General features: G+C 36.3%; 30 protein-coding genes. 19 read left to right on the top strand and 11 right to left on the bottom strand.

Translation table 11 applies throughout. From position 1 onward, the window contains the following. A partial coding sequence (locus MKL51_RS14040) for an IS30-like element ISAba125 family transposase (RefSeq protein WP_079396101.1) occupies positions 1-938 on the bottom strand: 938 nt, incomplete at its 3' end. A gap of 269 nt (positions 939-1207) precedes the next feature. Here MKL51_RS14040 and cydP point away from each other — a divergent pair. The 5 genes from cydP to MKL51_RS14015 are packed head-to-tail and all read left to right on the top strand — an operon-like array spanning position 1208 to position 4542. After that, entirely contained in the window at positions 1208-1402 is a 195-nt protein-coding gene (gene cydP / locus MKL51_RS14035) for a cytochrome oxidase putative small subunit CydP (protein ID WP_005073962.1), read from the top strand. Beyond that, complete coding sequence (locus MKL51_RS14030; protein WP_270904339.1) at positions 1402-2988, top strand: cytochrome ubiquinol oxidase subunit I; 1587 nt, start codon at positions 1402-1404, stop codon at positions 2986-2988. Before cydP ends, MKL51_RS14030 begins: the two co-directional genes overlap by 1 nt. Next, positions 2985-4130 (top strand): cytochrome d ubiquinol oxidase subunit II, encoded by a 1146-nt coding sequence (cydB, locus tag MKL51_RS14025; RefSeq protein WP_017480983.1) that lies wholly within the window; start codon positions 2985-2987, stop codon positions 4128-4130. The genes MKL51_RS14030 and cydB overlap by 4 nt, the downstream gene beginning before the upstream one ends. Positions 4131-4140: 10 nt before the next feature. After that, the gene (cydX, locus tag MKL51_RS14020) at positions 4141-4242 is read left to right on the top strand and encodes a cytochrome bd-I oxidase subunit CydX (RefSeq protein ID WP_002120988.1); all 102 of its coding nucleotides are present in this window, start codon (positions 4141-4143) and stop codon (positions 4240-4242) included. Further along, positions 4243-4542 carry a cyd operon YbgE family protein gene (locus MKL51_RS14015; RefSeq protein WP_004791954.1) on the top strand — a complete coding sequence of 100 codons (300 nt, stop codon included), beginning with the start codon at positions 4243-4245 and terminating at the stop codon, positions 4540-4542. A 64-nt stretch (positions 4543-4606) separates the two neighbouring features. On the opposite strand, the gene MKL51_RS14010 is transcribed toward MKL51_RS14015, so the two are convergent. The 5 genes from MKL51_RS14010 to MKL51_RS13990 form a co-directional block, all read right to left on the bottom strand. Further along, on the bottom strand, positions 4607-5278 hold the full coding sequence (locus MKL51_RS14010; RefSeq protein WP_017480982.1) for a YccT family protein: 672 nt from the start codon (positions 5276-5278) through the stop codon (positions 4607-4609). Positions 5279-5498: 220 nt separating this feature from the next. Beyond that, positions 5499-6095 (bottom strand): nitroreductase family protein, encoded by a 597-nt coding sequence (locus MKL51_RS14005; protein WP_002121011.1) that lies wholly within the window; start codon positions 6093-6095, stop codon positions 5499-5501. Between the two features lie 189 nt (positions 6096-6284). Continuing rightward, the gene (gene ftsY, locus MKL51_RS14000) at positions 6285-7397 is read right to left on the bottom strand and encodes a signal recognition particle-docking protein FtsY (RefSeq protein ID WP_005073955.1); all 1113 of its coding nucleotides are present in this window, start codon (positions 7395-7397) and stop codon (positions 6285-6287) included. A gap of 120 nt (positions 7398-7517) precedes the next feature. Continuing rightward, complete coding sequence (locus MKL51_RS13995; RefSeq protein WP_002120920.1) at positions 7518-7844, bottom strand: hypothetical protein; 327 nt, start codon at positions 7842-7844, stop codon at positions 7518-7520. 99 nt (positions 7845-7943) lie between these two features. Beyond that, the gene (locus MKL51_RS13990) at positions 7944-8303 is read right to left on the bottom strand and encodes a hypothetical protein (RefSeq protein WP_002120892.1); all 360 of its coding nucleotides are present in this window, start codon (positions 8301-8303) and stop codon (positions 7944-7946) included. Between the two features lie 216 nt (positions 8304-8519). Between MKL51_RS13990 and MKL51_RS13985 the strand changes: the two genes are divergently transcribed. From MKL51_RS13985 to MKL51_RS13975, 3 genes are all read left to right on the top strand, one after another. Further along, positions 8520-8753, top strand: a complete 234-nt coding sequence (locus tag MKL51_RS13985) for a hypothetical protein (RefSeq protein ID WP_002121063.1) — start codon at positions 8520-8522, stop codon at positions 8751-8753. Between the two features lie 282 nt (positions 8754-9035). Beyond that, positions 9036-9410 (top strand): DUF2750 domain-containing protein, encoded by a 375-nt coding sequence (locus tag MKL51_RS13980; protein WP_005802084.1) that lies wholly within the window; start codon positions 9036-9038, stop codon positions 9408-9410. 144 nt (positions 9411-9554) lie between these two features. Further along, on the top strand, positions 9555-9986 hold the full coding sequence (locus MKL51_RS13975) for a CBS domain-containing protein (protein ID WP_002121094.1): 432 nt from the start codon (positions 9555-9557) through the stop codon (positions 9984-9986). A gap of 54 nt (positions 9987-10040) precedes the next feature. Here MKL51_RS13975 and MKL51_RS13970 read toward each other — a convergent pair whose 3' ends face one another. Next, positions 10041-11249 carry an aspartate aminotransferase family protein gene (locus MKL51_RS13970; protein WP_017480981.1) on the bottom strand — a complete coding sequence of 403 codons (1209 nt, stop codon included), beginning with the start codon at positions 11247-11249 and terminating at the stop codon, positions 10041-10043. A gap of 227 nt (positions 11250-11476) precedes the next feature. Here MKL51_RS13970 and grxD point away from each other — a divergent pair, with 227 nt between their 5' ends. Further along, on the top strand, positions 11477-11818 hold the full coding sequence (gene grxD / locus MKL51_RS13965; protein ID WP_002120913.1) for a Grx4 family monothiol glutaredoxin: 342 nt from the start codon (positions 11477-11479) through the stop codon (positions 11816-11818). Positions 11819-11866: 48 nt separating this feature from the next. Here grxD and MKL51_RS13960 read toward each other — a convergent pair whose 3' ends face one another. Beyond that, positions 11867-12190, bottom strand: coding sequence for a hypothetical protein (locus MKL51_RS13960; protein WP_002121003.1), 324 nt, complete (start codon positions 12188-12190; stop codon positions 11867-11869). A gap of 241 nt (positions 12191-12431) precedes the next feature. Here MKL51_RS13960 and MKL51_RS13955 point away from each other — a divergent pair, with 241 nt between their 5' ends. Then, positions 12432-13331 carry a LysR family transcriptional regulator gene (locus tag MKL51_RS13955; RefSeq protein ID WP_002120927.1) on the top strand — a complete coding sequence of 300 codons (900 nt, stop codon included), beginning with the start codon at positions 12432-12434 and terminating at the stop codon, positions 13329-13331. 45 nt (positions 13332-13376) lie between these two features. On the opposite strand, the gene map is transcribed toward MKL51_RS13955, so the two are convergent. Further along, positions 13377-14171, bottom strand: a complete 795-nt coding sequence (map, locus tag MKL51_RS13950) for a type I methionyl aminopeptidase (protein WP_017386019.1) — start codon at positions 14169-14171, stop codon at positions 13377-13379. Between the two features lie 352 nt (positions 14172-14523). On the opposite strand from map, the gene brnQ reads away from it, so the two are divergent. The 3 genes from brnQ to MKL51_RS13935 all read left to right on the top strand — a co-directional run bounded on the left by brnQ (position 14524) and on the right by MKL51_RS13935 (position 16948). Continuing rightward, the gene (gene brnQ / locus MKL51_RS13945; RefSeq protein ID WP_032006454.1) at positions 14524-15825 is read left to right on the top strand and encodes a branched-chain amino acid transport system II carrier protein; all 1302 of its coding nucleotides are present in this window, start codon (positions 14524-14526) and stop codon (positions 15823-15825) included. Positions 15826-16014: 189 nt separating this feature from the next. After that, positions 16015-16434 carry a GlcG/HbpS family heme-binding protein gene (locus tag MKL51_RS13940; protein WP_014206963.1) on the top strand — a complete coding sequence of 140 codons (420 nt, stop codon included), beginning with the start codon at positions 16015-16017 and terminating at the stop codon, positions 16432-16434. A 259-nt stretch (positions 16435-16693) separates the two neighbouring features. Further along, complete coding sequence (locus tag MKL51_RS13935) at positions 16694-16948, top strand: hypothetical protein (protein WP_005073940.1); 255 nt, start codon at positions 16694-16696, stop codon at positions 16946-16948. Positions 16949-16973: 25 nt separating this feature from the next. Here the strand turns inward: MKL51_RS13935 and MKL51_RS13930 are convergent, their stop codons facing one another. Then, on the bottom strand, positions 16974-17429 hold the full coding sequence (locus tag MKL51_RS13930) for a hypothetical protein (RefSeq protein ID WP_032006455.1): 456 nt from the start codon (positions 17427-17429) through the stop codon (positions 16974-16976). A gap of 141 nt (positions 17430-17570) precedes the next feature. Between MKL51_RS13930 and MKL51_RS13925 the strand changes: the two genes are divergently transcribed. The 6 genes from MKL51_RS13925 (at position 17571) to MKL51_RS13900 (ending at position 25986) form a co-directional block, all read left to right on the top strand. After that, the gene (locus MKL51_RS13925; protein WP_270904338.1) at positions 17571-18431 is read left to right on the top strand and encodes an alpha/beta hydrolase family protein; all 861 of its coding nucleotides are present in this window, start codon (positions 17571-17573) and stop codon (positions 18429-18431) included. Between the two features lie 317 nt (positions 18432-18748). Beyond that, positions 18749-21601, top strand: coding sequence for a phosphoenolpyruvate--protein phosphotransferase (ptsP, locus tag MKL51_RS13920; RefSeq protein ID WP_032042414.1), 2853 nt, complete (start codon positions 18749-18751; stop codon positions 21599-21601). Positions 21602-21616: 15 nt separating this feature from the next. After that, positions 21617-22564: a 1-phosphofructokinase gene (gene pfkB, locus MKL51_RS13915; RefSeq protein ID WP_032006459.1), complete on the top strand. Its 948-nt coding sequence runs from the start codon at positions 21617-21619 to the stop codon at positions 22562-22564. After that, positions 22551-24269: a fructose-specific PTS transporter subunit EIIC gene (locus tag MKL51_RS13910; RefSeq protein WP_032042415.1), complete on the top strand. Its 1719-nt coding sequence runs from the start codon at positions 22551-22553 to the stop codon at positions 24267-24269. The genes pfkB and MKL51_RS13910 overlap by 14 nt, the downstream gene beginning before the upstream one ends. A gap of 842 nt (positions 24270-25111) precedes the next feature. Further along, complete coding sequence (locus MKL51_RS13905) at positions 25112-25576, top strand: MarR family winged helix-turn-helix transcriptional regulator (protein WP_002121027.1); 465 nt, start codon at positions 25112-25114, stop codon at positions 25574-25576. Between the two features lie 194 nt (positions 25577-25770). Continuing rightward, a complete protein-coding gene (locus MKL51_RS13900; RefSeq protein WP_017480975.1) occupies positions 25771-25986 on the top strand; it encodes a hypothetical protein in 216 nt (71 codons plus the stop codon). A 292-nt stretch (positions 25987-26278) separates the two neighbouring features. Here MKL51_RS13900 and MKL51_RS13895 read toward each other — a convergent pair. Continuing rightward, a partial coding sequence (locus MKL51_RS13895) for a transposase (RefSeq protein WP_161419296.1) occupies positions 26279-26569 on the bottom strand: 291 nt, incomplete at its 5' end.

The raw sequence follows: 26569 nt of genomic DNA, 5'->3' as shown, positions 1-26569 counted from the left end.
TTTCTAGGACGAGTATTCAGTGACATGGCAACTTGATTTAAATAATGCTGATCTGCCTGATTTAAATCAATCCCTTTAGGTAAATATTGCCTAATTAAACCATTCATATTTTCGCATGTGCCTTTTTGCCAAGGTGAATGTGGGTCACAGAAATATACATCTATGCCTAAATCTTCTTCGAGTATTTTATGTTCTGACATCTCGCGTCCACGGTCATAGGTCAACGTTTTACGCAGTTCTGCAGGTAAATATTTCAGAGCTTCAGTTAAAGCCTTGCGCACTGATTCTGCCTTTGCATCAGGTAATGTTGCCAAGATACAGAGCCGTGTATTTCGTTCAATAAGTGTTGCTATCGAACTTTTATTGTCTTTACCTTTAATTAAATCAGCTTCCCAATGACCCGGTATTTTTCTTTCTTGAACTTCGGCTGGGCGCTCATGAATAGTTTTAATATCCTGTAATATAGAATCTTTTTTAGGTTCACCGTTAGCTTTTCGCTTTTTATTTTCATGACGCAGACAGGATAATAAGTCTTTTTTCAACTCACCCTTGGGTAATGCTCGTATCGTTGAATAAATCGTTGTATGGCTTACATTCATTGTTTGATCCAAATCAGGAAATGTCTTTAAACGCTTTGCTATTTGCTGAGGAGACCATAAACAACGGATCGCTTCAACAATAAATTTCCAGAGGATTGAATCGATTTTGAGTTTTCTGTGACCACGTCTACGTCTAGCGAAGGTGTTATCAGAAGCATATCGAGCTTGATAAACGTCATTGATGCTATTTCTTTTAAGCTCACGATAGATCGTACTAGGATGTCTTTTAATGAGTTCAGCAAATTTTCTGGCTGAAAAGCCTTCTTTTCTTGACTCAAGCATTAATGCAGTACGATCTTCAAAGTTAAGATGATGGTATGACAATTTTATATACTCCATAAACCCTTTAAATTAATTAGGTGGTTTATGTCGCACTTCAAGTTTTACTCTGCCCAAACTATTTTAATCAACTTAATATTTTTATTTACAACTGTTTTAGTAGGATTTAATAATCAATTCAGACTATTTTAGTATAGTATTTATTTTAAAATATTAAGTAATTGTTTTATATAAATTAATTATTTAAATATTCATTTAAAATATATTTAATGTTTATTTTTATTATATTTTGATTAATAATAAAATTAATATCAAATGAGGTTTAATTTATGAGCCTTAATTTTAAAAATCTTAATGGTCGTTTAGTTAAAGAAATCACTATTATTCTAATAATAAAAATAGTGCTTCTCTTAACGATCAAACATATTTGGTTTGATGCTCCCACCATCCCCAAAAATTTTGACAATCAGGTCGCCGAGCATATTGCTGGCGATAACATTTCCCACATTAAGGAGACACGTTGATGATTTCTGAAAGCGTGGTTGATCTTTCGCGGTTTCAATTTGCGATGACCGCAATGTATCACTTTCTTTTCGTCCCTTTAACTCTAGGTTTGGCATTTATCCTTGCCATCATGGAAACCACTTATGTCATTTCTGGTAAAGAAATTTACAAAGATATGACTAAATTTTGGGGAAAATTATTTGGTATTAACTTTGCTTTAGGGGTAACAACTGGCTTAACAATGGAGTTCCAATTTGGAACAAACTGGGCTTATTACTCACACTATGTAGGTGATATTTTTGGTGCTCCATTAGCAATTGAAGGCCTTATGGCATTCTTTCTTGAGTCTACATTTATTGGTTTATTCTTCTTCGGATGGGACCGTTTAAGTAAGGTTCAGCATCTAGGCGTAACGTGGTTAGTCGCTCTAGGTTCTAATATGTCAGCACTCTGGATTTTAGTGGCGAATGGTTGGATGCAAAACCCAGTAGGTGCTACATTTAACTTTGAAACGATGCGTATGGAGTTAGTTGATTTCGGCGCGCTGATCTTTAACCCTGTAGCTCAGGTGAAATTCGTGCATACCGTTTCTGCGGGCTATGTAACTGGTGCAATTTTTGTACTCGCCATCTCAAGCTATTACTTACTTAAAAAACGTGATCTTCCTTTCGCACGCCGCTCTTTTGCAATTGCTGCCATTTTCGGTCTCGCATCTACACTTTCAGTGATTTTGTTAGGTGATGAATCTGGCTATGAGCTCGGTGATGTTCAAAAAACTAAACTCGCTGCGATCGAAGCCGAATGGGATACTCATCCTGCTCCTGCTCCGTTTACTTTGTTTGGTGTACCAAACCATGAAGAGATGCGGACAGATTACGCAGTTAAAATTCCATATGCATTAGGTTTAATTGCAACTCGTTCAACAACCAAAGAAGTTACTGGTCTTAAAGATCTCATGCAACAACACGAAGTTCGTATTCGCAACGGTATGCTTGCCTATGCTGAACTTGAAAAATTGCGTGCAGGTGATCGCTCACCCGAACTATTGGCTTCTTTTGAAAAAAATCAGAAAGATTTAGGTTATGGCCTACTTCTTAAGAAATATGCACCCAATGTAGTTGATGCAAGTGAACAAAATATTAAAGCTGCTGTAAAAGATACTGTTCCAAATGTTACAGCGTTATTTTTCTCTTTCCGTGCAATGGTTGCCTCTGGTTTCTTAATGCTACTACTCTTCATTTTAGCGACTTGGGCTGTAGCAAAAAGAAATGCTGAAAATAAACCTTGGCTTCTGAAATATGCATTGTTTGCTCTACCGCTTCCTTGGATTGCTGCACAAACTGGTTGGTATGTAGCTGAAGGCGGTCGTCAACCGTGGTCTATTGGTGAAATCTTACCAACTCACCTCTCTACTTCTAGTTTAAGTACTGGTGACGTATGGGGTTCAATTATTGCGCTAGCAGCGTTCTACACCGCTCTTTTGATTATTGAAATGTATTTAATGATTAAGTTTGCGCGCTTAGGACCAAGCTCTCTACACACTCGCAAATATCATTTTGAAAAGCAAGAACCAAAAGCAGCTGTTAATGGGGAGGCCTTATCATGATTGAATATGAATTATTAAAAATCATTTGGTGGGTGTTAGTTGGTGTACTACTCATAGGCTTCGCACTTACCGATGGCTTTGATATGGGGTCTATGGCTCTTATGCCTTTCGTTGGAAAAACTGATAGCGAGCGCCGTGCTGCAATCAATACAATTGCCCCACATTGGGATGGTAATCAGGTCTGGTTTATTACGGCGGGTGGTGCACTATTTGCTGCATGGCCAATGGTCTACTCAGTCGCTTTCTCAGGCATGTACTGGGCACTCTTATTAGTTCTATTTGCACTCTTCCTACGACCAGTAGGTTTCGATTATCGCTCTAAACTTGAAAATACCAAATGGCGTAACTCTTGGGACTGGGGTCTGTGCATCGGTGGTGCTGTTCCAGCGCTTGTGTTTGGTGTGGCCTTCGGTAATTTATTTTTAGGCATTCCTTTTAGTTTAGATAGCACATTACGCTCTGAATATACAGGCAGCTTTTTTGCCCTTCTTAACCCCTTTGCTCTAGTTTGCGGTGTGGTAAGTCTGTCTATGCTGTGTGCACATGGCGGTGCATGGCTCATGCTGCGTACTGATGAAGCTTTAAAACAGCGCTCTGCCAAAGCCACTCAAATTATGGCAATTATCTTTTTAATTTGTTTCCTTGTAATTGGAGCATGGCTCTATTTCGGACAAGTTCCAGGTTATAGCTATGCTGTTGCTATAGATTCAAATGCTGCGCTTAACCCTTTAGCTAAAGAAGTGATTACCAATAGCAATCCAGGTTGGATGAACAATTACAGCACCTATCCAGTGACTAAAGTTGCCCCTGTTCTTGCCATAATAGGCGCAATCATTGCAATTTTTGCATCTTCAAAAGCAAAAGCAGCTCTAAGTTTTACTGGGACAAGTTTAATGATTGTTGGAGCAATTTTAACTGCTGGTTTTGCCCTATTCCCATTTCTACTTCCATCTAGTATCAATCCTAACTCTAGCTTGACGATGTGGGATGCTGTATCAAGTCACCTTACTTTAGGCGTTATGACAGTTGCTGCCTGCATTTTTGTTCCCCTTATTTTGATCTATACCAGTTGGTCTTATTACAAAATGTGGGGAGTCATCACTAACAAACATATCGAGTCAAACTCGCATAGCTTGTATTAAGGAGAAAACTATGTGGTATTTCGCATGGATCCTAGGCATTTTGATGGCATGTTTTGCGGGTGTACTCAGCGCGCTTTATATCGAACATCATCAAGATTTAGATGAGGAATAAATGATGGCAAAAGCAATGACAGCATCAAATCATCGAAAAGCTCAAGCATTTGCAATGGCCCTTTCTTTTCTGTTGGCATTGCCGCTTGCTGCAATTTTGTTAGTTTACCCTTCACTCATGCTTGATGCTAACGGACACTACAATCATAGCCAACTTATGCTGGTGATGATTGGTATATCTGGTGGATTTATTTACGGAGTAGGTTTCGTACCCAACTTCTGGTTATGGAAATGGCTATTTAGCCCATGGGTGGCTTGGCCTCTCATGCTTTTAGGCTATTACATCTGGTTTCTAACCTAAATTAAAAAGACCTCATCTGAGGTCTTTTTTCATCTCGATTAAATTAATAGGTACTAATATTAAATTAATTTGATTGTTCAGCTAACCATGCCATAAATTTTTGACGCTCAGCTTTAGAAGCTTTTTGCCAAGTTTCTACTAAACGTTGATCATTCGTTTGGGCTACACCCGTTACTGGCATAGATGTTGGAGCTGGTACAGCCACCTGAACAGAAGTAGGTTTAGCAGAGGCATACACTGCCTCAGGCTGCGATTTAGATGATTTAGTCGTAAAGTCAGTGACTTTTCCTAATAAACCCGTTGCAAACCATGGTTTTGCCTCATTGTTTGCACCAGTTTGTTGTACGATCAATTCATTATTTGCGCTATACAAAGCCACAGTTGGTTGCTCAGCATATTTCTTTGCTTGTTCAAATTGCTTTGGTGCATCTACCATTCTGAGCTTATAAGTTTGCCCATCTTTGAGAGCCGGAGTTTGAATTGTGACTACACCAGATTTAACAATGTCATGCTCTCCGCTTAAATGTTCAAAGTATTCTTGGTAACGCACACTTAAGCTTGTTTCACCAGCATCGACTTTATAATTATTTTTAGATGAACGAAATAACCCAGAGTTGACTTCCTGACCATTCACCGCAAGGATTACAATTTCCTCTGGTGCTGTAATTGTAACTGCTGAAAATACCGAACCGCTGAGTAATAAACCAATTGCAGCAACACCTAATCTTAAAGTCATCTGTCTCTTTCTCTGTGTTTGATAAGCTATTAAATCATGAGCAATATGCAATATGATTGTGACTATTTTATGACAAAGCAGTTATCGACTAATTTCTTGATTTATTATTTTGAAATATGCATTTGAATTTCATAAATTTTTGTTTTATGTATTCCTCCTATTCATTCTAAAAACATAAAAAAAGCACCTAAAATAGGTGCTTTTTTTAATTTCAATTAAATTAATTGAAAGTTTTGAAACGATCAGCATCATTAATAAATGCTTTTTCACCTGCTGGTGCTTCAACCGAACCAAATACTAATTGAGCACGTAATTTCCAAGTTGCAGGAACATCAAATGCTTCAGCTGCGTCTGCATCGACAATTGGGTTATAGTGCTGTAAAGATGCACCTAAACCAAGCTCTGAAAGCGCAGTCCAAGTTGCAAATTGAGCAATTGCACTTGAGTGTTCAGACCATACAGGGAAATTGTCTGCATATAGTTCGAATTGCTCTTGTAAGCTTTTAACAACAGCTTGGTCTTCATAAAATAAAACCGTGCCAACACCCGCTACAAAGCTATCAATTTTTGCATTTGTACCAGCAAAAGCTTCTGCAGGAACAATTTTACGCAAAGCTTCACGAACTAAATTCCAGAATTTAGCATGAGATTCACCGTATAGTGTCACTACACGTGAAGATTGTGAGTTAAAAGCTGAAGGACTATGTTTAACTGCTTCACGGATAGTTTCTTCAATTTTAGTGCGATCTAATGCAACGTTTTTACCAATTGCATAAATTGTACGACGGTTTTTAATTTTATCTAAGAAAGTAGACATTTTGTTATTTCCTACCTATTGATTTGACCAAGGGTCGTTGTTTGGGAATGAGTACAGTGTATTAAAGTCATTTTTCATAATCAGCATTAAAAATATGACAGTTCGTTTTATTTTCGCAACAATAATAAAAGATATACATATAAAAAAAGCTTCACGATTTAGTGAAGCTTTTTAGGGTTACCAAGCAATTTACTTATCAGTTTCAAACAGCGCAGCAACAAAAGATTTAGCCGAGAATGGTCTTAAATCATCAATTTTTTCACCTACACCAATAAAACGAATTGGCACATGGGTACGACTTGCAATATTAAAGAGCACACCGCCTTTCGCAGTTCCATCCAGTTTGGTAATGGTAATACCCGTTAAACCTACAGCTTGATCAAACTCTTGTACTTGGTTAATGGCGTTTTGACCTGTTCCTGCATCTACTACCAACATAATTTCATGAGGTGCAGTTGCATCAATTTTTTGCATAACACGTTTAACTTTTTTGAGCTCTTCCATCAAGTTACTCTTATTATGTAAACGACCTGCCGTATCCGCAATTAATACGTCAATTCCTTTAGCACGAGCACTTTCAAAGGCATCAAAAATAACAGAAGCACTATCAGCTCCATGACCTTGCGCTACTACAGAGATATCGTTACGTTCACCCCAGATCTGTAATTGCTCAGTTGCTGCAGCGCGGAATGTATCACCAGCAGCTAACATCACTTTTTTACCTTCACCTTGTAAACGTTTCGCCAACTTACCAATTGTTGTAGTTTTACCCACTCCATTTACCCCAACCATCAAAATCACATAAGGTGATTTATTAGGGTCAATATGTAATGGCTTAACACGTGGAGCCAACAAAGCAACTAACTCTTCTTGTAACGCTTTATATAAAGAGTGGGAATAGATCAAATCACCACGAGCTGTACGCTCTGTTAAATTGGTAATGATGGTTTTAGTTGCTTCAACACCAATGTCTGCAACCAACAATTGCTCTTCGACTTCTTCAAGTAACTCATCGTCAATTTCCTTTCCACCAATCAAGATATTGACCATACCATCAGCGAAATTACGACGAGTTTTGGTTAAGCCTTCTTTCATCCGGCCAAAAAAACCAGTTTTTGGTTGTTCAGCCGCTGTTTCTGTAGAAGCTACTTCTTCTTTGGCTACTTCAATATTTTCTTGTGATTTAGCAGGAGATTCAACGATGGGAACATCGATAGCAGGTAAATTAGGTAATGTGACATCGTCATCACCGATCTCAGCATCTATCAAGAATTTATTTTGCATATTCGATTGTTGCTCCATGCGGATTCCTTGAAAAGCAGCGCGTTTAAAAAGATAAAGTTTAGCATAAATTCAAAATTTTGCCTGCCACAATAGTGCTCAAAAAGCTTTGGAAACCAAGATTTAGCCTGATTACCCTATTTACTGAGTATCTTCCTGAGCAAGTGCTGGATATTGTCTAATATGAGCACCTTCAAATTGATATGCATGCATTAACTTTAAATACTCTGCTCTATGAATTTCTGATTGAGCTATTAACAGCTCAGCCATATCCTGAGTTTTAGGATAAGTAGCTTGATGAGAGAGTTGTATAATTCGTTGATATTGTTCCGGACTAATAGGCCGAAGTAATGCTAAATATGACAGCACAAAAATACAGCCAATGACAATAACCACAAATAGGTTAAAACATTGATCAACTTTTAACTCAGATTTTAATTTAAGAAAATTTTGTTTGAATATGAGCATGACCTACCTCGAATTAGTGTAGTGTAGGGTTCAATACTCATAAGCACAAGATCAAACATCCAGTAAGGCCAAGAATCGTACCTTACTGGATAATAATACTTAGCTTATTAGTGAACGAATGACGGAAAAGTATAAAATTGCTGCAATAATCACCAAGACTAAAAACATCGCAAAAATACTTAACCCTTCTTCAGCATCGGCTGGATGCAATTCGTCTTCGTCGGCAATTTTTCTCAGTTCACCATCATAAACTTGATAAAACCAGTTTTTTTGTGCAGGTTCCAAATGCCGTGCAAAGTCAAATACTCTTTTGCGCTGAGCAAGACAATAATCCCCTAAATGGATCTCTTGATGAAAGATCGCTTCATCTAATAGTTTACGATGATAATGGGCTAGTTCTATGATTTGTTCCTCTCTAGGTGGAGTATCAAAAACAAAGCCATCGATAGTATTTGTCATATTTTATTCTCCTTGTCTTTTATTCTCATATTGATTTTACTCAAAATTATTTGTGAATAATGTTTAATCATGTATCCTAATAGTGAATTAACTGGTATGCACCAATAGTTGACAAATCCATTAATTTGTAATATTAGTTTAATAATTCTAAGTTAAATTAATTTAAAGGCAGCGGTCTTTAGAAAAAGTAATCATAATTACAATAAGGAGTTTTCTATGATTCAACGTATCTCTCATCATGATTTAGAACATGTGTACGCAACTGCAGTAAACACGATTCACTCTCAAATGAATTTTCAGGATGCAGTTGCACAGTTAGAAGAAGTTGCTCGCGCTGGGCACGGTAAAGCTGCTCTGTTTTTAGCAGAATTGTATTATCAAGGTTTCCGTGTTGAGCGTGACTCACTTAAAGCACAATATTGGCAAAAGTTAGCCACAATGCAAGCATAAAGAAACGTCACCTAGGTGGCGTTTTTTTACGTCTGGAAATAAGTAAAACTAGCAATTTATCTAAAGCTTTACTTCGCCACTTCAGTCGTGGCTCAGGTGGCGTTTTTACGCTGTAAAAATTTTCTATAAATATAATTCACTACGCAACGTTCTAACCGTTTGAAGTAAAGGACATGAATTTCACAGTTGGAATATTTGTTTACGATTTGATACCTGTTTAAACTGAAATGTCATCTGATTTTTTTATAATAAGCAAGACAAGTTAGAACCTTTAAATTCACAATGAAAAGTTTAAGTAATCTACAACCGGTTTCAAGAGACTTGATGATTAAGATTTATATTTTAAGAACCATGATGTATTGCGGGGTTCTTTGGGGATTATTTCATCAAGGATGGGCAATTAAATCAGATCAGGAAGACTTTATTTTTCCTTTTTGGCTTAATGGTTTGCAGGCACATCGCTACGCAAAAGAGCATTGGCCACATTACAAGCCAAGAAGAATTACACCTAAAGATTTCCATGAGTCTTTATTACCAACTTTAACTCGACTCAACGTTACTCCTGCTTTGTTTAATTCATCTCATAGAAAATTAAAGTTATCTACTCAGCAAATGCAGCATTTCTTTTTCAAACATCCGAATTGGCAAGGAGCGTAAACTTTTCTTTAGGTGCTTAATCTCTATTAGAATGCTTTTTGAACGTTTGAATGTAAAACTTGTATTTGAATGACTATCCAGTCTTTGCATTTTTATAAAATCAAGCTAATTTAAAACAAAATGATAAAACACAGGACAGAAGAAATGACAATCGTTGCACAAGTAATCAAGAACAAAGCAGAGCAAGATATTTTTACAATTTCTCCAGAAGCCACTGTCCTTGAAGCAATTAAGATTATGGCGGATAAAGGAATTGGTGCGCTCGTCGTAGCTGAGGGTGAAAAAGTTGTCGGAATTTTGTCTGAACGTGACTACACGCGAAAAGTAACGCTTATGGAACGTTCATCATATAGCACTACAGTCGCTGAAATTATGACATCCAAAGTACTTACGGTAAGCTTAAATAACACGGTTGAAGAATGTTTGCAGCTTATGACAGATCGTCATTTACGTCACTTGCCTGTACTAGACAATGAAAAATTAGTTGGTTTTATCTCTATTGGTGACTTGGTAAAAGCTGCAATGGAAGACCAGAAAAATCTCATTGAACAATTAAAACAGTACATCTCCGGTTAATTATTTCATATAAAAAATGGGCATTTATATGCCCATTTTTTATTGATATAAAATTTAAAGATAGTTATTAATTAAAGCGACTAAACGCTCTAGCAAGTCATCAGCTTGTGCTTGAGTCATGTTAATTGGTGGCAATAAACGCACTACTGAACCAGCTGTAACATTAATAATAAGCTTATGTTGATCACGAGCAATTGCAACGAGCTCAGCACAGTCTTTAGGCAATTGAATACCAATCATCATACCAAAGCCACGTACTTGCACATTTTTATCTGCCAATTGCGCACGTAATTGATAAACAATATAACCACCAACAACTGCCGCATTTTCTACAGCATTCTCTTTTTGGATTGTATCAATTACTGTATAAACCACACGAGAACCTAGCACCGTGCCACCATAAGTAGACCCATGGCTACCAGGTCCTAATAAGCCAACAGCTTTACCTTGTGTCATTACAGCACCTACTGGAAAGCCATTACCAAGGCCTTTCGCAGTCGTCAAAACATCGGGCACAATGTTTGTATGCTGATAAGCAAAATACTTACCGGTACGGCCGTTACCTGTTTGAATTTCATCTAGCATCATTAGCCAGTTATGTTGATTACATATGGTGCGGACTTCTTCAAGATAGCTAAAGCCTTGAGGTGCTGTATTAATACCACCCTCACCTTGAATAGGTTCAATCAAAATCGCAACAATATCTGGGTGCTGCAAAGCAGCTTCTTGAATTGCTTCTACATCACCAAATGGCACACGAATAAAATCATTGGTTAAAGGAGCAAAACCATCTTGTACTTTCTTATTACCAGTAGCTGAAAGTGTTGCTAAAGTACGACCATGAAATGATTGCTCTGCCACAATTATCTTTGGGGAGCTTACACCTTGTTGAGTACCAAATTTACGAGCAATTTTAATGGCGCCTTCATTTGACTCCGCACCACTGTTTGAAAAGAAGATCTCTTCCATCCCTGAAACTTCAGCAAGCTTCTGAGCAGCAGCCGTTTGCCAAGGAATCTCAAATAAGTTACTTGTATGCACAAGTGTTGCAGCTTGTTCAGCAATTGCTTCTGCAATGACTGGATGCGCATGACCTAAACCACATACAGCAATACCGGTTAAAGCATCTAAATACTCTGTACCATCTTCGGTATATAGATATGCCCCTCGGCCTCGTACAAAACTGATCGCTTGGCGACCATAAGTAGCCATTAAATGTGATGGTTGATCAGGTTGTATTGGAGCTAGGGTAATATCATTCATAACGAACTCTGTCTGTATGAGGTTTTAAGAAGGGTTTATATAAGCAAAAACTGGCTCTGATGAAAAGTCTCATCACTCATTTATCTAAAATTTCGTCCGCTTTTTGTTATCGCTTCGGTTTATACAATAAAATATTGAATATTCAATGCAACTTTAAGTAATCAGGTGGTTTGCAAAGCGATGTAAACACCCCCTATAATGCTGCTAGATTAGTTGAGGATCTCTTTATGACTGAACAAGCACGTGATACTGAAGCGTTAATCCGCGATCAAATTGCGAAGCATCCCGTTTTACTTTACATGAAAGGCACTCCACAGTTTCCACAATGTGGTTTCTCTGCACGTGCTGTAGAGGCGCTCAGTCAAATTGGTCGTCCATTTGCATATGTAAATATTTTGGAAAACCCTGATATTCGTGCAACATTACCAAAAATTGCGAACTGGCCAACATTCCCGCAACTTTGGGTAAATGGCGAACTTATTGGCGGTAGCGATATCATGCTTGAAATGTTCCAAAATGGTGAATTAAAACCATTAGTTGAACAATACAGTGCAGCGCCAGAAGCGTAAATAATAAAAAAGCCAATCAATAGATTGGCTTTTTTTATACTCTCAATTTTAACGATCACTTACCCCGACATAGCGAAATAAATTTTCCACACCTAAATCAGATTTTAAAATAATTAGATTTTCATAAGTTGTTGTCGTGAGAGCTTCAAAAATATTCATATTCGGATCTTCGTGCAACTCATCCACATTTTGATCCATACACTCTTCAAATCGATCAGCAATAAATTCAAACCCCAAATCCATAGCAATAAATAAAGTATGTTCACATGGCTGAATATATTGTTCTTGCGCCCAGTCAATTATTGCTTGTTTGCAAAATGGACATTCAATATTCGCAGAAGCATCGTTAAGTTCAATTAATTGATAGTGCATTAGATTTGAAAAGAATAGAAAATTGTAGTGTAAAAGAAATTAATTGAAAGTTCTAGAAAAGGCTAGAACCACTCATCAAAAAACACACAATAAAATTACATTGTAATCACAATATAATTTCAAATTATCAGCTAAAGGAATATCTTAGTATATGTTTTAATTACAAAAAATTTAGTTTAAAAATTATCGTTGCAAAAATAATAATGTAAAATCATTGTTGTTGCAGAAATAGGATATTTTAATGCTCACTGATCTTGATGATTTTTATTGTTTTGCTCTCGTCGTTGAGCATGGTGGTTTTAGTGCCGCTGAGCGTGTAACGGATATACCAAAATCAAAACTAAGTCGTCGCGTATATAGCCTAGAAGAAAACTTAGGCGTTCGCCTGATTCAACGCAGCTCTCGTCATTTTGCTGTTACAGATATTGGGATGGATATTTATAGACATGCTCAAGTCATGATGAATGCTGCACAGGCTGCTCATGATTTGGTTGATCATTTAAGCATTCAACCTAGAGGTGTTGTAAAGGTTAGTGTTCCTGTTGATATTGCTCAAAATCAACTGCCTAAAATTTTGCCTGCTTTCTTAAAAAAATATCCAGAAATTCGTTTGCAACTTATGGTCAGCAATCGTCGAGTAGATGTCATTAATGAAGGAATTGATATTGCTTTACGTGTTCGCTCAAAACTAGATGATGATCCAAGTTTAGTTCTTAGACAGTTTGCACTTATTGAACAGAGTCTATTTGCAAGTCAGGCATATCTAAATGAATTTGGAGATATAAAAAATCCAGAACAACTTAGTGAGCATCGCATTTTAAGTTTGTCTGAAGAGCATCTTGATCAACAATTCCTTTTGCATGGTCCAGACAATCAGCAAAAGAAAATCAAAGTCAGCCCTATCGTAATGGGTACAAATATCCATATGTTGGCGCAATTAGCGAGTCAAAACTGTGGAATCGCTTTACTACCAGAGAGCGCAGCAGAAGATTTTCTAAAATCTGGACAGCTTGTACAAATTTTACCGGAATGGAAAGCTCCTCACGGTATATTACACGCCGTATATCCATCACGCCGAGGGTTACTACCTGCTGTACGCGTGTTTATTGATTATTTGGTAGAACATCTTTCTGAGCATTAAAATGAATTTAAAAAAAGTTCGATAATTATCGAACTTTTTTTATTTTTAAATTACAGGATAGTTTCCTACACCTTCAGGCCAAGGTGTTAAGAGTTCAAAGCCAGTGTCAGTTACAGCAACCATATGTTCCCATTGCGCAGATAACGAAAGATCTTGAGTAATAACTGTCCATCCGTCATTTAATTCTTTAACCTGTGGTCTACCCGCATTAATCATCGGTTCAATCGTAAAGACCATACCTTTTTTTAATACTAAGCCTTGCCCGCGCTGTCCATAATGTAAAACATTAGGTTGTTCATGATAAACCTTACCAATCCCATGACCACAATATTCTCGAACAATGCTATACCCTTCTCGATGAGCAACTGACTGAATAGCATAACCAATATCGCCTAGTGTAGCTCCTGGCTTAACAGCATGAATCCCAGCAACCATCGCTTCATAAGTTGTATCAACAAGTTTTTTTGCTTGCGGGTTTACATCACCTACAAAATACATGCGGCTCGTATCACCAAAATAGCCATCTTTAATAATTGCGACATCAATATTAATAATATCGCCATCTTTTAAAATCTTATTCGGTGACGGAATTCCATGGCAAACTACTTCATTTACTGATGTACATATTGTTTTAGTAAAACCATGATATCCCACATTCGCAGGAATAACTTTTAAAGTATTTACAATATAGTCATTACACAGGTTATCTAAATATTCAGTAGATACACCCGGTTTAATATATGCCCCTATCATTTCTAAAACTTGTGCAGCCAAGCGTCCAGAAACTCTTAACTTTTCCAGATCTTGTTCAGTTTTTATTGTAACAGTAGAAGCTCTCATTCAGTTTTATCCTCGTAGACACTGCTTTTACCACGCCTACAAAAATGTAAGTTAATTTAGAATATTCTAGAACGGATATAGGATAGGCTGGAAGCATTAAATGCCCAAATATTCAACATTCATAATAGAAATTCCTACTTTTATTTTTGCATAATTTCTTTAAAAAGTCAGAGACAAAAAATGATTTCCTAATTTCTTTCAATGGTTTTTCAAATACATACCTTAACCAGTTGATATTTTTAATATCTATTAAAGGTTTTTATGCTCTGAAAAAAATCTTTTTCACATAAAATACCGCTTGATCATGATCTCTTTTGCTCTAAAATTCCTTCTTTTTTATTAATTTTAATTTATGCAACATCTTCGTACTGGAGATATTATTGCCCTAGGTTTTATGACCTTTGCTCTTTTTATTGGGGCTGGCAATATTATCTTTCCTCCCATTGTCGCTCAACAAGCCGGTGATCATGTATGGCTAGCCGCTATAGGCTTTTTGATTACTGCAGTTGGTCTACCCGTAATTACCATCATGGCACTCTCTCGTATGCAGGGTTCCATTGAAATTATTAGCTCTCCTCTCGGTCGAGTAGCAAGTCTGATTTTAACCGTTGTTTGTTATTTATCAGTAGGCCCTTTATTTGCTACTCCACGTACAGCTACTGTTTCTTATGAAATTGGTTTTTCATCTTATTTTGGAACATCAAGTAGTAGCCTTTTAATTTACAGCGCAATTTATTTTTCATTTGTAACTGTAGTTTCACTTTATCCAAACAAGTTATTAGATACTGTTGGTCATGTGCTTGCTCCCCTAAAAATTATTGCTTTAGCAATTTTAGGTATTGCAGCAGTTATGATCCCAGCGGGTTACGTCCCTGCTCCAATCAACCATTACGTTGAATCTCCAGTTTCGGAAGGTTTCGTAAACGGTTATCTCACTATGGATACTTTAGGCGCATTAGTATTCGGTATCGTAATTATTCAAGCGATTTATTCGCGTGGTGTTACCGATAAAAAATTAGTCACTAAGTATGCGATTATTGCCAGTCTTATTTCTGGTGCAGGTCTTACTTTAGTCTATTTAAGCCTATTCAAATTAGGTGTAGGTAGTCATGAAGTAGCACCAAATGCAGCAAATGGTGCTGTAATTTTACATGCATATGTTCAACATGCTTTTGGCAATATGGGTTCATTATTCTTAACTGGCCTAATTTTTCTAGCATGTATGGTGACAGCGATTGGCTTAACTTGTGCTTGCGGTGAGTATTTTGCTCAGTTAACTAAATTACCTTACAAACTTTTAGTATTCATTTTAGTTGGTTTCTCTTTCATTATTTCTAATCTTGGATTAACCAAACTTATTGCTGTATCAGTACCTGTTTTAAGTGCAATTTATCCACCAGCAATTGTTGTGATTATGCTGAGCTTCTTTTGGAAATTTTGGCACAAACCCTCTTTTATTGTCGGTTCAGTAACAAGTATTGCTTTAATTTTCGGTATTATTGACGGTATTAAAGTTGCTGGTTTTGGTGATTATTTACCTGAATTTCTTCAACATTTACCTTTAAATGAACAAAACTTAGCTTGGTTGATCCCATCTTTAGTTGTTCTAGCAATTACCGTAATTATCGACAAAGTTAAATTTAAAAACATTTAATCTAGTGTCTATTTTGAAATCGAGTTTTACCCAAACATGATTTTATATATTGAATAAAATGCTGAGTTTACCCAACCGGCATTTTATTTCCACACTACTTTCAATGACAAATCAACTATAGATATAATCAGTTTTTACTGTAAAATTACACTAAAATAATTTTTAGCTTACTAGGAAAGAAGAGCAACAATGAAAAGTAAATATTACCTAACACAAGCAGATGCAGAGTTTTTAATGGAAGAAGCTCAAAAATATGCAATTGAACACAACTTTAAAGTCAGTATCGCTATTGTTGATGAAACAAGTTCTCTACTGTTGATGAAGCGTTTAGATGGTGCTTCACCTTTATCCTCACATTTATGTTTAGAAAAAGCAAAATGCTCTTCAATATCAGGTAGACCTTCAAAATTTTATGAAGAACTTCTGCAAAGTGGACGCTTAGGTTTTTTAAGTATGCCTAGTGCTCAAGGAATGTTAGAAGGTGGAAAACCCATTATTTATGACGGGCAAATTTTAGGGGCGATTGGCGTTTCTGGTGTCCAATCTTTTGAAGATGCAGAAATTGCTCAACATGCTATTGATACATTTTTAAAAAAACAAAACAGCTAACCTGAAATGATAGAAAAGAGAAATTATTACACTTTTCATTAAAATATTTTCTCTTTTCTAAAATATTAAGTATTTTATACAAAAATATTTAATATTTACTTTTTTAATACCTTAACCTTTTATAAACATAGAGTTTTTTATAAAACTGTTCAAAAAATTTTCTATTCACTATTGAATTGAATTAAAAATAGAAGTACAACATTAAACTTATTCTTGACTAAAACATTCGGTTTTAGCGCAACCACAAGGAGGGATGGAGATGTTATCATTACATTTCAACAAACAAGTCTTCATTAACACTCTGAACAGCAAAGATTCAGTTGTTTATGGAGTAACACCGCTTGCTCTTATGCTGACTTTACTGTTTCAAGGTATGATTAAAGGAAATCTGAAACCCGAATACTTTATGTATGCGATGGTTGTTTCTTTCATATTTTGTGTGTGGGCCTTTGTCGACCATAAGATGCGAAAACTAGCTAAAAGACGTCTTAGTCAACAAAACTTGAATACTTAAAAAATGGATGAGCAATCATCCATTTTTATACATCCAAAAATAAAAAAATTGTTCCGATAACTAAAATAGCTGTAGCTAATAATTCAGTCAAAATTAATCCCACCATCATTAAAGTCATCATCCATGAAGGTAAGCTAAAACGACCTAGCTTGTGAGGACGTTTGAATTGATTTGTTGTGTCCTGTAAATAGCCATGTATGATATAAACCAGAATTGAAAAACTAAAAAATAGAATATTTGCGAACACACACCATAAAGTAATATTTTCATTTAAAACAGTAAAATAACTTAATACAGCTAAAATTAGGCTAGCAGCTGCATATAACAAACTACTTCGATGAGCGATATCCACATAATAATGAGCACGACTTAATTCTGAACGGCGTATTTGCCAATATTTCCATACCCCAGTGAGCATCCCTAGCCATAAAAATATGCCACTAAACACAATTGCGAGCTGTACAGCTTTCGGTAAATCCATCTTTTTTCCAATTATTTGTTTTATTCAAATTTAATGAGCTATATAACATAAATATTGACTTTATAGTCACATTTTAACCAAGTTTCATTTCAGAACTCGTGTAAATTAAAGATATCAATAAACCAATCACTACGAAATATTATGGATAACTCTTTTGAATCATTTTGGATGACCTGTAAAGATGGTTATCAACTTGCTGCACATTTTTATCCAGCTCAATCCCCAAAATCAGTAAATCCCGTGTTGATCTGTCCTGCAACAGGTATTACTAAAAACTTCTATCACTCTTTTGCTACATGGTTAAGCGAACAAGGATATGACGTATTAAGCTTTGATTTCCGTGGAATTGGAGGCTCCTTACACGGGTCTTTGAAGCAAAGTACAGCAAGTATTAATGATTGGGGAGTTCTCGATATTCCTTGCGCAATTGATACGTTATTAGAAAAAACTAAAGCAGAACAAGTTACCCTTCTGGGCCACAGTGCTGGTGGTCAGTTATTAGGAATTGTTCCTAATTTTCATAAAGTAGCAAAAGTTATTGCGGTCGCAGGTTCCACTGGCCATGTAAAAGGTCTTAAAGGTAAAACCAAGTTTTTAGCACCGGTAATGTTCAATGTCATCTTTCCAATTTCTAGTGCTTTTAAAGGTTATGGTGCTACTCAATTTATTGGAATGGGAGAAAACTTACCTAAAAAAGTCGCCCAACAGTGGCGAGAATTTTGCAGCCATCCAGGCTATGTGAAAAATGCTATAGGTAAAACAGTCCATCATGATTTTCATAGTGAAATTATCTGCCCTATTACTTCAATTTGGGCAAGTGACGATGAAATTGCAACCGGGCGTAACGTTGAAGATTTATTAAAACTTTATCCTAATGCGCCCACAAAAATGCTAGAGCTAAATCCCATGAAACTTGGGCATAAATCAATTGGGCACATGCTAATGTTTAAAAAATCACATCAAAACTTATGGTCACTTTTAGAAGAGGAAATCCAACACTAATCTATTGATCTTTTACTTTTGCCTCTATACCCGTAATCCGGTATAGAGGTTTTTTTTTAATATTAATACCCAATTTTTTTTATAAAGTTACCTTATTAACCTAATAATTATCATAGAAAATTAAAATATATTAATCACCTATTCCTTTGTATTAAAAACAAGCATTTTTTACGTAAATACGTCGATATAGCTTTAAAGTTCTGCTATCGTTATTTATACGAAGCTGTTGTTTAAAAACGGTTAAACTAACCTATTTTAATACAAACAGCTTCTTTTTTTCTGTTTAGCTAAACCAAAGAAATTGTTCAAGGATAAGTATGCTAGCACTAGAGCCTCGACATATTCATATGAATCAACATGCTGTTGATAAAAAGCATGCATTACAGTGTCTAGTAGATATATTGGTAAAAGATGGGTTAGTTACACCTGACTACATTACAGGACTCATCAATCGAGAACAGCAAAGTGCCACCTATTTAGGTCAAGGTATTGCTATTCCCCACGGCACCCCCCAATCTCGCGAATTTATTTTAGAAACAGGTATCCGTTTAGCTCATTTTCCAGAAGGAATTATATGGGATGGTGAAAACAGAATTTATTTAGCTGTCGTGATTGCAGCAAAATCTGATGAACATTTACAAGTTCTACAAATATTAACTAGAGCTTTAATGCATGATGTAAGTGAACAGGTAAAAAATGCTAAACAACCTGAACAAATTATTGAAATCTTACAAGCTCAACCATTATCTCTAACTTTGCATGAAAATTTAATTCAAACTGAAATTGAATCTCAAGATATTGAAGATTTATTTTGGTCTGCATCTCAGATTCTAAAAAAACACAATTTCGTAAAGTGCGGTTTTCTAAGTTCACTTGACCCTGATCAAGTTATTCAACTACAAGATCAAATCTGGTCTATTTCAAGCAGTAAGTTTGTTCAACAACCAGCAATCAGTATTGTAAAGCCCCGCCATGCTTTAGACCTAGGCGGACAAAAATTAAATACGCTAGTTTGTATAGCTGCCAATGAACAATTAGATAGCCAGAGATTTAATCGACTGATTGATATTCTGTTTAATCCAGAGCAAGTTGCACAATTAGACCAAACACAAGCACCAAATGAAATTGCTAAAATCATTGGTGCAGATGTTATTCCCGATTGGCCCCACCGTTCTGTTGTACTCGCTAATGCACATGGATTACATGCTCGACCAGCAACTCATTTAGTAAACTTAACAAAAAGTTTTCAAGGTGATATCCAAGTCGCAGTAGATGAAGGCAATTTTGTTTCAGCTAAAAGTTTGACACGTCTCTTAGCTTTAGGTTGTAAACGCGGCCAAACTTTACGTTTCATTGCTGAACCAGAAACGGATGCAGTTGAAGCTTTAGATAAAGTTATTCTGGCAGTGCAACAAGGCTTAGGTGAAGAAGTTGAACCTATACAATCTTCAGACATCAAAGTAGAGCAATCTAGTGAAATCCCAAGCCATTCAAAACCACTTAGCGCAAATACAGGAATTGCTGCTTCAAGCGGTTTAGCTTTTGGCCCTGTACATGTAATTAAACCTAAGGTTTACCAATATGAACGCATGGGCTTAAGTGTCAAAGCAGAAAAAGAAAAACTTGATATTGCACTTCACGCAGTTAAAAACAATATTCACCAAGTTATTGCAAAATCTGAAGTGGCTGAAATTAAGCAAATCTTCCAAGCACATTTGGAAATGCTTGATGACCCAGATCTTATTAATGGTGTTTATCAAAAGATTAACCTAAATCTTTCTGCTCCTGCTGCTTGGCATGAGCATATTGAAGCAGCAGCCAAAGAGCAAGCAGCTTTACCAGATCGATTACTGGCTGAGCGTGCTACAGACCTACGTGATATTGGTGATCGCGTTTTGGCTCAACTCTGCGGTGAGGTCATCATCGAAGAACCTAAAGAACCTTATATATTGATTATGTATGACGTCGGACCAAGTGATGTAGCCCGCCTTAATAAAGATCGTGTAGCAGGTATTTTGACCGCCGTAGGTGGTGCAAGCGCTCATAGTGCCATTGTTGCTCGTGCTTTAGGTATCCCTGCAATTGTTGGCGCTGGTGATCAAGTACTAGATATTGAGCAAAAAAGTTCTCTTTTAATTAATGGAGATACCGGAGCTTTTATCTTAAATCCTAATGCTCAACAAATCGAACAAGCGAAACAAGAGCGAGAGCTTCAGAAAAAAATTCGTGAAGAAGCTGAACGTCATAGCCAAGAACCTGCAATTACTCTGGATCAACACCAAATCGAAATTGCTGCCAATTTAGGAAAAGTTCAAGCGACCCCTCATGCAGTAGAATGTGGTGCCGAAGCAATTGGCCTACTTAGGACTGAACTTGTTTTTATGGCCCATAGTAGCGCTCCGAGTGAAGCTACCCAAGAAGCAGATTATCGCATCGTTTTAGATGCTCTTGCAGGCCGTCCCCTCGTAGTACGTACGCTAGATGTAGGTGGTGACAAACCACTCCCTTACCTTCCAATTGCTGAAGAAGAAAACCCATTTTTAGGATTGAGAGGTATTCGTTTAACGCTAAGACAGCCAGAGCTGTTGCGTCAACAACTTATTGCTCTGCTTAAAGCTGCAGATGACCGCCCTTTAAGAATTATGTTTCCAATGATTGGACGTGTAGAAGAATGGCGTGCTGCAAAAGCTATTCTTGATGAAGTTAAAGCGACATATCCATGCGCCGACTTACAAGTTGGGATCATGATTGAAGTTCCTTCTGCTGCTTTACTTGCACCTATCCTCGCGCAAGAAGTGGACTTTTTCAGTATCGGAACAAATGACTTAACTCAATATACATTAGCCATTGATCGTGGACACCCTATTCTATCGGCTGAAGCAGATGGGCTACACCCAAGTATTTTGCAATTAATTGATCAAACTGTAAAAGCTGCACATAAGTATGGCAAATGGGTTGGTATATGTGGTGAACTCGCAGCCGATCCAAAAGCTGTACCCATTCTAATGGGCTTAGGGGTGGATGAGCTTAGTATGTCACCGAATAGTATTCCTTTGGTTAAAGCCCAAATTCGTACACTTAACTACAGCCAAGCTCAAGTGCTTGCAAAGCGTGCACTTGAATGTGATAGCGCTACTGCTGTACGTCAGTTATCCGAACAAGAAATGTAAAAATTAGGAATGGTAATGGCTAAAGTTTTAACAATTACTTTAAATCCTGCAATTGATGTGACTATACAACTCAATGAGTTACAGATAGGTGAAGTAAACCGCCAACAATCTGTAGAAATACATGCGGCAGGCAAAGGTTTAAATATTGCACAAGTTTTAAAAGATTTGGGGCATGAGGTTGTTGTTTCTGGTTTTCTAGGAGCAACAAACAGACAGATTTTCGATGACCATTTTAAAGAAGCTCAATTTCAATCTGAATTTATTTATATTGAAGGTGAAACTCGCCAAAATATAAAAATTGCTGAACATTCAGGACGTATGACGGATTTAAATGGAAAAGGTTTTTTCGTATCTGAACTTGATAAGAAGCACCTCTTCCAAAAAATTGAAATGATTTTGCCTCTGGTAGATGTGGTTGCTATTGCTGGAAGCCTTCCGCAGGGATTTAGTGTTGATGAGTTAAAACAACTTATTAAACTCATTCAAGCGCAAGGGAAAAAAGTTGCACTAGATACAAGTGGTAAAGCGTTGGTTGCTGCCATTGAATGTCAGCCATGGATGATTAAACCAAATACAGATGAGTTAGTAGAAAGTTATCAGCTTCCTGCTACAACCTATGCTGAACAAAAAAAGCTTTTTGAAAACCTAGCCAAAATTGAACATGTCGTTATTTCAATGGGTGAAGACGGTGTAAACTGGTTACATGACACTCACCCACTTCATGCCACAGCACCTAAAGTAATAGTTAAAAGTACAGTTGGTGCGGGTGACTCTCTTTTAGCAGGTATGATTCATGGCTTATTGAGTGGCTTCTCTGCTGAAGAAACATTAAAAACTGCTACAGCAATTGCAAGTCACGCTGTAACACAAGTAGGCTTTCGTATTCCTAATGCTGAAAAGCTAAACCAATTAAAAGCCCAAACAACAATCAATTCATTGAGTGAATCTGATGCCAACTGCTAAACGTTTATTATTTGTTATTAATAGTCCGCAACAGCAAGTCAATGCTTTGATTTTAGCTCGTAAGCTTGCACAAGTCGCGTCCCAACAGGGTTATCAAAATAGCATTATTTCACTTGATGAATTCGAAGTGAATGAAAGCTTTGACCAAGTTATCGTTGTTGGACAACGCCCGAAAAATCTTAATATTTTTGGTACGCACCCTTTATCTTTTATTAATATTGAAGAGATCAAAAGTGATGCTCTGTCAGCTCTTCAAACTGCTTTAGATCATTTTAAATCTGCTCAAGACTGGCAAAATGATAATAGCTTATCAGCATCTACAGCTAAAAAATTTGTTGCGATCACTGCATGTCCTACGGGCGTTGCGCATACTTTTATGGCCGCCGAAGCTTTACAGCAAGGTGCAGAAAGACACGGTTATGATATTGAAGTAGAAACTCAAGGTTCCGTTGGCGCAAAAAATATCTTATCACCTCAAGCTATTGCTGATGCAGACATCGTTATTCTTGCGACTGACATTGAAGTTAATACAGACCGTTTTGTAGGTAAACGTGTTTATAGATGTAGTACAGGTTTTGCTCTGAAGCAAACAGATAAAGCGTTTGCTGAAGCAATCAGTAATGCGCAAGTTTTAGAACAAGGTAAGCAACAAACATCTACAGAAAATAAAGATAAAGCCGAAAAAGTTGGCGTATATAAACATCTCTTAACAGGTGTCTCTTATATGTTACCTATGGTGGTGGCAGGAGGTCTTTTAATTGCCCTCTCTTTATGCTTTGGTCTCAATGCAGCTGAGCAAGCAGGCAGCTTACCAGCCATATTAAAACAAATCGGGGCCGCAGCATTTATGCTTATGGTTCCAATGTTATCTGGTTATATTGCCTACTCAATTGCTGACCGCCCTGGTCTCGCACCTGGTTTAATTGGAGGCTTACTCGCTTCTCAGCTACAAGCAGGTTTTCTAGGAGGTATTGTCTCTGGTTTTCTTGCAGGCTATATCGCACTTTTTATTGCAAAAAAACTCAAACTTCCTACAAGTTTAGAAGCACTTAAACCCATTTTAATTATTCCATTATTAGGTACATTATTTGTTGGCCTTATCATGTTTTATGTGGTTGGACAGCCCGTAGCGCATATTTTTGAGCTAATGAAAGATTTCTTAAACAACATGGGTACAACAAATGCCGTGTTAATGGGAATTATATTAGCAAGTATGATGTGTATTGATTTGGGTGGTCCAATCAATAAAGCAGCTTACGCTTTTACTGTTGGATTACTGACAACAAATACTTATATGCCTATGGCAGCCACGATGGCCGGTGGTATGGTCCCTGCTCTTGGTATGGCTATTGCGACTTTCATTGCTAAAAATAAATTTAATACAGGAGAAAAAGATGCAGGTAAAGCAGCTTTTGTATTAGGTTTATGTTTTATTTCTGAAGGTGCTATTCCCTTTGCAGCTAAAGACCCTATGCGTGTTATTCCAACTTGTATTTTAGGTGGAGCTGTAACTGGCGCACTTGTTGCCTTGTTCCATTGTGAGTTAGTTACTCCTCACGGTGGTGTATTTGTTCTTTTAATTCCAAATGCAATTAATCATGCTTGGCTATACCTTGCTGCAATTGCTGCTGGTAGTATTGTTACAGGGATAAGCTATGCGATTGTTAAGAAAAAAATAGAAGAAAAAACTGTGACTGTTTCATAATTAAAAAGGGAGAATATAAATTCTCCCTTTTTTTATAAATTATATGTGCCTGATCTCATAAAAATTTAAACTGAAAGTTTTTAATATTTAATTCCCTTTCTTTGAAACTTAAATCATTTAATCTGAATAGCTCTTGCCATAATCTGTGTAGGCACTTCTTCTGCGAGTATTATGGTTAGAGTTCGCTCTTTTGAGATTTAATGGATAAAATTTATTAAAATTATAATTTATAGACAAAAATACCTCTATTTCAAAAGCTTATTATTTAAAATAATATTTGAAATCTATTAATAAAATCAGTTACTTAATATATAAATCTAATTTTATTTTACTAAATAATAGATGTTTCATGTTAAATGTATGGTAAATTCCCTTCACACTAAAACAATATAAAACCATGATATATATAAATATTTTTTATTTAAATATCTTAATTTTCCATAGTTATGACTTTAGAGACAAAAACTTTCTCGTTCAATTCCACGTTCAAATCATAATTTTTTTTCTACGATGCCCTTGCAAGCAATATCGTTCAATTAACGATCAAGCAAGCTTAGATGCAATCTTACATATCCACTCAAAGAGTTTTAGGTACAGCCCTGTTAAGCAGTTTTTACCTTTAATAATCTTTGATGATAGCTGAAGAGTATTTAAAGTTCGCAAAGTTGTAGAAACGCTTTATAAAGATAAGGACAATTAAACCATGTCATTGTTAAATGAAGCTATATAACTTTTGCTCATCAAGTAAAGTCCTGCTATAACTTGCTTGATGAAACTATATTTTTCAACTATTAAAGATAGTTCACCAGGAATGCGATCCACCAAGGTATGGGGAAAAGTCAATGACAAAGAAGTATGCGCGTTTTTTACCTACAACAGAATCTTTTACTCTTGAAGATTTTCCATATTATTGGATTACTCAAGTACATGCTCAGTATGTACAAAATATTGATAATGCTTTAAAAAAATATGGTTTAGATAACTCACGTCGACGCATTATGTTGGCCTTAAGCAGCAAGCCTCATGCGAGTGTTTCTGAGCTTTCAGATATGATTATTTCAAAAATGTCGACCACCACAAAAATTGTTTATCGTTTGAAAGATGAAGGATTGGTTGAGACCTACTCTTGCCAGACTGATGGTCGTATTACTCGTGTAGTACTTACAGAAAAAGGCACTGAAATGATCAACAAGATCAATGACCTAACCAGTGTAGTACTTGAACAGTCTTTTGAAGGCATTACTCCTTTGCAGTTAGAAAAAATGATGGAAAGTTTAAAATTACTTTTAAAGAACCTTTCTCGCTAAGACGAAATAAGAATCTATTTATAAGCAATAGTTAAGCTCTCATTACGAGAGCTTAACTATATTAATGTCTCTACTTTGATATTGAGAGAAATAGCATCCCACATAAAATAATCAATTAACCTTCTATCTGTTGACTTGAGCTCTTAACTCCAGTAGAAATTCTCTTTCAATAACTGAATAGCAAATTTCGGAAAATGGCTAAAAGAAAATACAAAAGTGACAAATTTCAGGTACGTCGTATTAACCGTAGCTGGTGGGTACTTGAAAAAGATCTTGAATCAAACTGCTATTTAAAACATGAGCAAGTGGCAACAAAAACCTTAGCAAACAACTATGCTGATGATTATATCGAACAGTACTATATGAATCTGTACATACAACAACAGTTGAAAAAACCAGAAACTGTATAAAAAGCCATTTTGGCTTTTTTTATTTTTATAATTAAAATCTATAAAAATTATGCATAAAAAAAACCTACATCTTGGGGAAAATGTAGGCTATAAAATGCACAAAAAGGAAATATATATCCTTTTTGACAAAAAGAATTTTACGATAATACAAGCTATTATTTTATATTACTTTTGTAAACTTAATAGCGATTATTGTATTTAATTAACCTCTTTTGAGAGCTTCTTTGTTTATATTATGAAGGCTTTGTTGCACAAAGATTTGAAAGGCAAAGCGCCCCTAATTGAGCCAAATTTAAGGCGTAACTTGGGTAAGTGGTCGACCTAATTCCGTAAATCTGTTGAGGACTGCTACACGTGCATGAACCTCATTGACTTGGCTATCAAAGCTCCTTGCACTGAGTTTATCTCCTAATAATTTGATGCAGTGCATTTTAGTCTCAACCAAACTTCGGCGATGATAGCCTGACCATTTTTTCCATAGTGTCCTACCTAAACGTTTAATTGTTCGAAGTAATTCATTTCGCTCTAGCGAGCTACTCTTTGTATCTTTCCATGGTTTCGCATTTTTTCTAGGTGGAATCAC

It is taken from the genome of Acinetobacter sp. AOR18_HL (genome assembly GCF_027855145.1).
GTDB lineage: Bacteria > Pseudomonadota > Gammaproteobacteria > Pseudomonadales > Moraxellaceae > Acinetobacter > Acinetobacter pittii.
The sequence above is the reverse complement of the archived record's forward strand: the minus strand, read 5'-3'. Positions and strand labels throughout refer to the sequence as shown.